Origin of the sequence: Cellulomonas algicola (assembly GCF_019024305.1) — a bacterium.
GTDB classification, from domain to species: Bacteria; Actinomycetota; Actinomycetes; order Actinomycetales; family Cellulomonadaceae; genus Cellulomonas; species Cellulomonas algicola.
Genome location: NZ_JAHKSJ010000045.1, coordinates 1 through 1299, shown reverse-complemented (window position 1 = coordinate 1299; position 1299 = coordinate 1). Strand labels below are relative to the sequence as shown.

1 protein-coding gene and 1 pseudogene are annotated in these 1299 nt (G+C 69.7%); both read left to right on the top strand.

Annotated features, from left to right (window positions below; translation table 11 throughout):
* Window positions 1–158 precede the first annotated feature (158 nt).
* Window positions 159–773: a DUF6318 family protein gene (locus tag KOV94_RS20385; protein ID WP_225917085.1), complete on the top strand. Its 615-nt coding sequence runs from the start codon at window positions 159–161 to the stop codon at window positions 771–773.
* Window positions 770–1299: pseudogene (locus KOV94_RS20380) on the top strand (hypothetical protein); the annotation flags it as partial. The gene KOV94_RS20385 and the pseudogene KOV94_RS20380, both read left to right, overlap by 4 nt.

The following is a 1299-nucleotide window of genomic DNA, read 5'->3' as shown; positions in this document are numbered from 1 at the left end:
TCGAGCGCAGGTCGCGGCTCGTCGACGACCTCTGCACCGACTTCCCCAAGCCCGACGACTGTTAGGTCGGCAACGCCCTGACGACAACGCGGCCTGGTTCGTCCACAGATTCGAGCCGACCACACCGCGACCTGTCCGGTTTCGGTAGTTTCGCGCCCATGCTTCGACGACGAACTGCGCAGGGGGCGTTCGCCATCGCACTGCTCACCGGCGTTCCGTCCGTCGCCTCGTGCACGACGGTCGCCCCGTCCGGTGGCGGCGCGACTGTGTCCTCGAGTCCGACTGGCTCGCCCGCAGCATCCGCGAGCCAGTCGGCGCCGCCCGGTCCGGACGCGCCCCCGGAGCGCGATCCGGCGATGGACACGCCGAGCGCTGACGGCGCTGCAGCACTGGCCGAGTACTTCGTGGGCGTGTACGAGTACGCCTACACCAGCGGCGACACGGCTGAGCTCGACCGCCTGTCGAGCGACTCCTGCAGCTTCTGCCATTCGGCGATCAGCGACATCAACCAGAGCCACGCCGCTGGCGAGACCGAGGAGGGCGGAGGGGCTGTCGTCGAGTACGCCGACGGCGCCGAGGCCTCCCCGTCCGAGTGGTACACCGCGACCTTGCGCGTCAAGCAGCTCGCGTCGACGCGCCGCTCAGCGACGGGTGAGGTCGTCGTGCAGGATCCGGAGAGCAAGTTCGACCTCTACTTTGCGATCAGCTGGGTCGACGGCTGGCAAGTAGACGCGGTCGACGTCATGGAGCCCGGCAGTCTCACGCCGTCATGATGAAGCGACTCGGCGTCGTCGCTGTCGCACTCGCGGCAGCCGCAATCCTTGCGGGCACGTCGCCCTCCGAGCCCGGCCGGGACTTCCAGCACCACGGCGGTACGTCCGACTCACGTGAAGCCATCGATCTGGCGAGCCAACGCGCGGCCGCGGCCGCTGCCCGAGCCAGGGGCGTCGCGGCCGCTCAGCCTGGTCGCCATCCGGAGTATCAGAGGGCGGCCGCGTGTCGGGAGGCCGCCGGCAGGTGGGTGAAGGGCAGCGAGGACGGTTCGTGTCCTGCTGGAATCGACGAAGCCCTGACCGTCGACTGCGGCGGCGAGGCGTACCAACTACCCCTGTGGCGCCGGATCCCGATCGGTCCGGTGGGCTGGAGCCCCTGGCAGCAGATCGACGCCGGTGGATGCGGCGACCTTCGGCCCGTGTTCACCGTCGAGGACTTTCGGCGGCTGCCGTTGGCGCCGCCCGTGCTGATCCTGCAGCCGGACCGGGGGTGGGTGCTGGTCAACAAGGAGACGATCGTCCGGAC

What these genes read in the sequence shown, in the direction of transcription:
- KOV94_RS20385 (WP_225917085.1), top strand. Translation starts at nt 159, where the DNA reads ATGCTTCGACGACGAACTGCGCAGGGGGCGTTCGCCATCGCACTGCTC.